At 57.1% G+C, this 6,597-nt stretch carries 10 protein-coding genes; 5 read left to right on the forward strand and 5 right to left on the reverse strand.

Features of this window, described 5'->3' with window-relative positions; translation table 11 throughout:
- The 4 genes from M0974_RS21545 to M0974_RS21560 form a co-directional block, all read left to right on the forward strand.
- Window positions 1-335, forward strand: a 335-nt coding sequence (locus tag M0974_RS21545) for a DUF4426 domain-containing protein (RefSeq protein ID WP_297841438.1), incomplete at its 5' end; no start/stop codon positions are given.
- Entirely contained in the window at window positions 332-928 is a 597-nt protein-coding gene (gene rdgB / locus M0974_RS21550) for an RdgB/HAM1 family non-canonical purine NTP pyrophosphatase (protein WP_297841441.1), read from the forward strand. The genes M0974_RS21545 and rdgB, both read left to right, overlap by 4 nt.
- The gene (gene hemW / locus M0974_RS21555) at window positions 925-2,139 is read left to right on the forward strand and encodes a radical SAM family heme chaperone HemW (RefSeq protein WP_297841446.1); all 1,215 of its coding nucleotides are present in this window, start codon (window positions 925-927) and stop codon (window positions 2,137-2,139) included. Before rdgB ends, hemW begins: the two co-directional genes overlap by 4 nt.
- Before the next feature lie 10 nt (window positions 2,140-2,149).
- Window positions 2,150-2,476 carry a DUF3392 domain-containing protein gene (locus M0974_RS21560; RefSeq protein ID WP_297841449.1) on the forward strand — a complete coding sequence of 109 codons (327 nt, stop codon included), beginning with the start codon at window positions 2,150-2,152 and terminating at the stop codon, window positions 2,474-2,476.
- Between the two features lie 119 nt (window positions 2,477-2,595).
- Here the strand turns inward: M0974_RS21560 and trmB are convergent, their stop codons facing one another.
- The 4 genes from trmB to M0974_RS21580 form a co-directional block, all read right to left on the reverse strand.
- A complete protein-coding gene (gene trmB, locus M0974_RS21565; RefSeq protein WP_297841451.1) occupies window positions 2,596-3,321 on the reverse strand; it encodes a tRNA (guanosine(46)-N7)-methyltransferase TrmB in 726 nt (241 codons plus the stop codon).
- 10 nt (window positions 3,322-3,331) lie between these two features.
- Window positions 3,332-4,126 (reverse strand): thiazole synthase, encoded by a 795-nt coding sequence (locus M0974_RS21570; protein WP_297841454.1) that lies wholly within the window; start codon window positions 4,124-4,126, stop codon window positions 3,332-3,334.
- 76 nt (window positions 4,127-4,202) lie between these two features.
- Window positions 4,203-4,403: a sulfur carrier protein ThiS gene (gene thiS, locus M0974_RS21575; protein WP_297841456.1), complete on the reverse strand. Its 201-nt coding sequence runs from the start codon at window positions 4,401-4,403 to the stop codon at window positions 4,203-4,205.
- 113 nt (window positions 4,404-4,516) lie between these two features.
- A complete protein-coding gene (locus M0974_RS21580) occupies window positions 4,517-4,894 on the reverse strand; it encodes a DUF423 domain-containing protein (RefSeq protein ID WP_297841459.1) in 378 nt (125 codons plus the stop codon).
- Window positions 4,895-4,973: 79 nt separating this feature from the next.
- Here M0974_RS21580 and mtgA point away from each other — a divergent pair, with 79 nt between their 5' ends.
- On the forward strand, window positions 4,974-5,684 hold the full coding sequence (gene mtgA, locus M0974_RS21585; RefSeq protein ID WP_297841463.1) for a monofunctional biosynthetic peptidoglycan transglycosylase: 711 nt from the start codon (window positions 4,974-4,976) through the stop codon (window positions 5,682-5,684).
- Between the two features lie 200 nt (window positions 5,685-5,884).
- On the opposite strand, the gene rpoH is transcribed toward mtgA, so the two are convergent.
- On the reverse strand, window positions 5,885-6,597 hold a 713-nt coding region (gene rpoH, locus M0974_RS21590; RefSeq protein ID WP_297841466.1), incomplete at its 5' end, for an RNA polymerase sigma factor RpoH.

A 6,597-nucleotide genomic window follows, 5' to 3' on the forward strand; every position in this document is an offset into this window, starting at 1 on the left:
CTACGGTGCATTACAGCGCGATTACTTCCAGCTATTTGCAGCCCGAGATCGCTTCCGCAGCCGGTTTGATCCGCAGTAAAAATCAAGGCGTGCTTAATATTGCCGCAGTCAAAGCAGGCAAACCGGTGGTGGCCAATGTTACCGGCACGGTGAAAGACCTGACGGGCCGCAATTTGACCCTGACCTTCAGGCAGATAGCTGAACAAGGTGCGGTGTACTACATCGCGCAGTTCCCTATCGAGCAGCAAGAAACGCTGACCTTTTCCATCAACATCAAAGCCGGCGACAACACCAACAGCTTCAGCTTTGATCAGGAAGTTTTTCCAGGCGAATGATGAATTTCACGCAACTCGTATTGGCCAGCCATAACGCCGGCAAACTCAAAGAGCTCCAGGCAATGCTTGGCGGTTCCGTACACCTGCGCTCAATCGGCGAATTCAGCGACGTCGAGCCAGAAGAGACCGGCCTGTCGTTCGTCGAGAACGCGATTCTCAAGGCGCGAAACGCGGCGCGAATTTCCGGTCTGCCATCCTTGGCTGATGACTCTGGGTTGGCCGTGGATTATCTCGGTGGCGCACCGGGTATCTATTCGGCTCGTTATGCCGATGGCAAAGGTGATGCAGCGAATAACGCCAAGCTGCTGGAGGTCCTCAAAGATGTGCCTCTTGAACAACGCAGTGCACAGTTTGTCTGTGTGCTGGCGTTGGTTCGACACGCCGATGACCCACTGCCTATTTTGTGCGAAGGCCTGTGGCACGGGCGCATCCTGACCGCTGCCAGCGGCGAACACGGTTTCGGCTACGATCCGTTGTTCTGGGTGCCCGAGCGCGACTGCTCCAGCTCCGAACTGAGCCCCGCTGAAAAGAACCAACTCAGCCACCGCGCCCGTGCCATGGTGCTGTTGCGTCAACGTCTGGGTTTGCAATGACCCAGGAATCGCCCGCACAGCCGCTATTTTTGGGCGAGGCTGGGTTTTCGTCGCAAGCGCCTCGAATTGCCCTGCCGCACCTGCCGCCATTGGCGCTGTACATCCATATCCCGTGGTGCGTGCGCAAATGCCCGTATTGCGATTTCAACTCGCACACAGCCAGCCCGGTCCTGCCTGAAGAAGAATACGTCGACGCGTTGTTGGCGGACCTTGATCAAGACCTGGCGCACGTCCATGGCCGCGAACTGAGTTCGATCTTCTTTGGCGGCGGTACGCCGAGCCTGTTCAGCGCCGATGCGTTGGGCCGCCTGCTTAAAGGCGTGGAACAGCGCATCCGTTTTGCTAGCGACATCGAAATTACGCTTGAAGCGAATCCCGGCACCTTTGAGCAAGCCAAATTCAGCGCGTATCGCGGTTTGGGCATCAATCGGCTGTCGATTGGTATCCAGAGTTTTCAGGAAGAGAAGCTCAAGGCACTGGGCCGGATTCATAACGGCGATGAAGCGATTCGCGCTGCAGACATGGCGCGCCAGGCGGGGTTCGACAACTTCAACCTGGACTTGATGCACGGTTTGCCAGACCAGTCGCAGGATGACGCACTGAGTGATTTGCGCCAGGCCATCGCGCTGGCGCCGACCCATCTGTCTTGGTACCAACTGACCCTTGAGCCGAACACGGTGTTCTGGAATCAGCCACCGACGCTGCCAGAAGACGATATTCTCTGGGACATTCAAGAGGCCGGGCAGACGCTGCTCGCTGAACACGGTTACGCGCAATACGAAGTGTCGGCCTACGCCCAACCTGACAAGCCTGCCCGACATAACCTGAACTACTGGAGCTACGGCGATTTCATCGGTATTGGTGCCGGCGCCCACGGCAAAGTCAGCCATCCAGACGGGCGCATCGTCCGCACTTGGAAGACGCGGCTGCCCAAGGATTACCTGAACCCGGACAAAGCCTTCAAGGCCGGTGAGAAGCTGGTCAGCCTCGAAGAAATGCCCTTCGACTTCCTGATGAACGCTTTACGCCTGACAAATGGCGTGGCCGCCGAGCTATTTCCCCAGCGCACCGGTCTAAGCCTCGACACGCTGGCCAGCGCCCGGAAACAGGCCGAACAACGTGGCCTTATGGACACGGACCCAACGCGGCTGGTTGCCAGCCCTCAAGGCCAGTTGTTCCTGAATGACTTGCTGCACTATTTTTTGATCTAAGGACTTTTGCATGGATCTTGTACTCGACCTGCTCGCCACCGTTTCGCGCTGGAGCCGCAGTAATCTCTCGGAAATTTCTTTGGCGTTGGTCGGTTGTTTGCTGGTGTTGTTCGGCGCAGACATCAAAGGCTGGATCGAAGGCCGTATCAGCAGCTTGGCGGGCGCTTTGCGCGTACCGGTAATGGCGCTGTTGTGCACCATCGGCAGCGGCGCAGCATTGATCTACGCCACACCGTGGGTAATTCGTGGCCTGAGCCAGTTCAACAACTACAGCCTGGCGCCAGTGTTGTTGGTGGTGCTTATCTTGATTGGGGTTGTCGCGGATCGCCGTGGGTAGGACGCAGTGACTTACTGCGGGACCGAATTCATACGGGAAGGCGGTGTGTCGGGCACACCGCATTAAACCCTTCCCGAATGAATTCGGCCCCACAGGCAATCATCAAGCGGTGCCTTACATCAAGCCAGCTTTTCGAACTTCAAATCCCACACGCCATGCCCGAGTTTTTCGCCGCGGCGTTCAAACTTGGTGATAGGGCGTTCAGTCGGGCGTGGTACGCATTTGCCGTCTTCGGCCTGGTTGCGATAACCGGGCGCGACGTTCATCACTTCCAGCATGTACTCGGCATACGGTTCCCAATCGGTGGCCATGTGCAAAATACCGCCGACCTTCAACTTACTCCGCACCAGTTCAGCGAATTCAGGCTGAACGATGCGGCGTTTGTGGTGACGGCTTTTATGCCACGGGTCCGGGAAGAACAGCATCAAGCGGTCGAGACTGTTATCGGCAATGCACCGGTTGAGCACTTCGATTGCGTCGCACTCGTAAACCCGCACATTAGTCAGGCCTTGAGTGAGTACGCCGTTTAGCAGCGCGCCAACACCTGGGTGATGCACTTCAACACCGATGAAATCATGCTCAGGCGAGGCCGCTGCCATTTCCAGCAACGAATGGCCCATGCCGAAGCCGATTTCCAGGGTGCGTGGTGCTGAACGACCGAACGCCTGATCGAAATCTACGGGCGCATCCACCAACGGCAAAACGAACAGCGGACGCCCTTGGTCGAGGCCGCGTTGCTGGCCTTCGGTCATACGCCCGGCGCGCATCACGAAACTCTTGATGCGACGATGCTGGCGTTCTTCGCCCTCTTCCGGGATCGGTGCTGCTTCTAACGATTCAGTCATCAACGGGCTCTTACTTGATCAGGCCATCCAGCGGCGAGGAGGCGCTGGCATAGAGTTTTTTCGGCATACGCCCGGCAAGGTACGCCAGACGACCAGCGACAATTGCGTGTTTCATGGCTTCAGCCATCATTACCGGGTTTTGAGCATGGGCGATGGCCGAGTTCATCAGCACCGCCTCACAGCCTAGTTCCATGGCGATGGTGGCGTCGGAGGCAGTACCCACACCTGCATCGACCAGAACCGGCACTTTGGCTTCTTCGAGGATGATTTGCAGGTTGTATGGGTTGCAGATACCCAACCCGGTGCCAATCAGGCCAGCGAGTGGCATCACCGCGATACAACCGATTTCTGCCAACTGACGGGCAATGATCGGGTCATCACTGGTGTAAACCATCACATCGAAACCGTCCTTGACCAGAATCTCGGCGGCCTTGAGGGTTTCGATCACGTTCGGGAACAAGGTCTTCTGGTCGGCCAATACTTCCAGCTTAACCAGATTCTTGCCGTCGAGCAGTTCACGGGCCAAACGGCAGGTGCGCACGGCTTCGGTGGCGTCGTAGCAGCCAGCGGTGTTCGGCAAGATGGTGTAGCGGTCCGGCGGCAAGATATCCAGCAGGTTCGGTTCGCCCGGATTTTGCCCGAGATTCGTGCGGCGAACGGCGACCGTTACAATTTCAGCGCCCGAGGCTTCAATCGCCAGACGGGTTGATTCCATATCCGGGTATTTGCCAGTGCCGACCAACAGGCGCGACTGGAACGTACGACCGGCCAGGACGAAAGGCTTGTCGGTGCGAAAATTGCTCATCGGAAATCCTCTTTAAGGTTGAGGTTCTTGCAGACTTGAAACCGGGTTTGATGGACCGCTGATTGCCCGGCGCGGATTAACCGCCGCCAATAGCATGAACCACTTCGACCTGGTCGCCTTCGCGCAGGGTCGTGGAAATATGCTGGCTGCGCGGAACAATATCCATATTGACTTCGACCGCGACTCTGCGTCCGGTCAGGTCCAGAAGGACTATCAATGCCGCGACGGTTTCGCCATCGGGTAGTTCAAAGGATTCGCCGTTCAACTGAATGCGCATGCGGGCAGCAGCCTTCATTTTAGGGGCCAGCATTCTAGCCCGATCAGTACATATGACCAAGGCAAAGCCTATCCATTCGTCTCAAGCTGGACTATTGAGTCAGCACTGGGCGTCTAAACCCCACCTAAACGCCATGCGATCAGGCCCAACAAAGCCCAGCCGATCAGGAACGCCAAGCCGCCGAACGGCGTGATAATGCCCAGTTTGCTGATACCTGTCAGGGTCAGCACGTACAGGCTGCCGGAAAACAACAGGATACCGACGGCAAATGAGATGCCCGCCCACGTCACCAGGCGGCCGGGAATTTGAACGGCAATCAGTGCAACCGCCAGCAACGCCAAGGTGTGGATAAGTTGATACAGCACGCCGGTATGAAAGATCGCCAGGTACTCGGCGCTGAGCTTGTTCTTCAAGCCATGGGCAGCAAACGCACCCAGAGCAACGCCGGTAAAGCCAAAAAAAGCAGCTAGCATCAAAAAGCCACGAAACATCTCGAACTCCAGTCAACGGTTGTCATTTGCGCAGGGTCTGTATAATGGCCCGCTCGACTGCTCCGGCCAAGCCATCTCTATGCTGCGTTTCCTCTTCAATCGACTCATAAAAGCCATGTTCTGGTTCGCAGCGGCCAGCGTTGTGCTGGTATTGATCTTTCGTTGGGTGCCACCGCCGGGCACCGCGCTGATGGTCGAACGCAAGATCGAATCCTGGTCTGACGGCCAACCGATCGATCTGCAACGCACCTGGCAGCCGTGGGACAAGATCTCCAATGACTTGAAAGTGGCCGTGATTGCTGGCGAAGATCAGAAGTTCGCTGAGCATTGGGGCTTTGATGTCGATGCGATTCAGGCCGCGCTGGCCCACAACGAACTCGGCGGCTCGGTGCGCGGCGCCAGCACGTTGAGCCAGCAAGTGTCGAAGAACCTGTTTCTGTGGTCGGGCCGCAGTTGGTTGCGCAAAGGGCTGGAGGCATGGTTCACCGGGCTGATCGAGGTGTTCTGGTCCAAGCAACGGATCCTCGAAGTCTATCTCAACAGCGTTGAGTGGGACGACGGCGTGTTTGGCGCCGAAGCGGCTGCGCGGCATCACTTCGGCGTGAATGCCGGTGCGCTTTCCATCCAGCAGGCCAGCTATTTGGCCGCTGTATTGCCTAACCCCCGCGAGTGGAGCGCCAGCCATCCCAGCAGCTACGTATCACGCCGCGCCGGCTGGATCCGGCAGCAGATGCGCCAGTTGGGCGGGGATGATTATCTGGTGGGGTTGAATCACAGCCGGAGGTTTTAAAACACAAAAATGGGCAATACACAAAACCCGTAGGACCGAATTCATTCGGGAAGGGATTTCACAACACAGCATCGTTTGCGTCTGACACGACCCCTTCCCGAATAAACTCGGTCCCACCGGAAGCCAGGAGCCATAGCGAAACAACAAAAAACGCCCTGATCATCTCTGATCAGGGCGTTTTTGTGTATCGGGTGTACTGCTTACGCAGCAATCGACAGTTTCAGCTTGTTCATTGCGCTTTTTTCCAGCTGACGGATACGCTCGGCGGAGACGTTGTACTTCTGCGCCAGGTCGTGCAGCGTGGCTTTCTCTTCAGCCAACCAGCGCTGATACAGAATGTCACGGCTGCGGTCGTCGAGCACTTCCAGGGCCTGATGCAGATTGGCAGTGGAGTTGTCGGTCCAGTCGGAATCTTCCAACTGGCGTGCCGGGTCATAACGGTGGTCTTCCAGGTAATTGGAAGGCGACTGGAACGCGCTGTCGTCGTCCGCTTCAGCAGCCGGGTCGAACGCCATGTCGTGGCCCGTCAAACGACTTTCCATCTCGCGCACTTCACGTGGCTCGACGCCGAGGCTTTCCGCCACACGGTGGACTTCTTCGTTGTTCAACCAAGCCAGACGTTTTTTCTGGCTGCGCAGGTTGAAGAACAGTTTGCGCTGCGCCTTGGTCGTAGCGACCTTGACGATGCGCCAGTTACGCAGGATGAACTCGTGAATTTCAGCCTTGATCCAGTGCACAGCAAACGACACAAGACGCACACCCATTTCAGGGTTGAAGCGTTTGACGGCTTTCATCAAGCCGACGTTGCCTTCCTGAATCAGGTCAGCCTGGGCCAGGCCATAACCGGAATAGCTGCGTGCGATATGCACGACAAAACGCAGGTGGGCGAGGACCATCTGCCGAGCCGCCCCTA

This window comes from Pseudomonas sp. (assembly GCF_026224925.1).
Lineage (GTDB): Bacteria > Pseudomonadota > Gammaproteobacteria > Pseudomonadales > Pseudomonadaceae > Aquipseudomonas.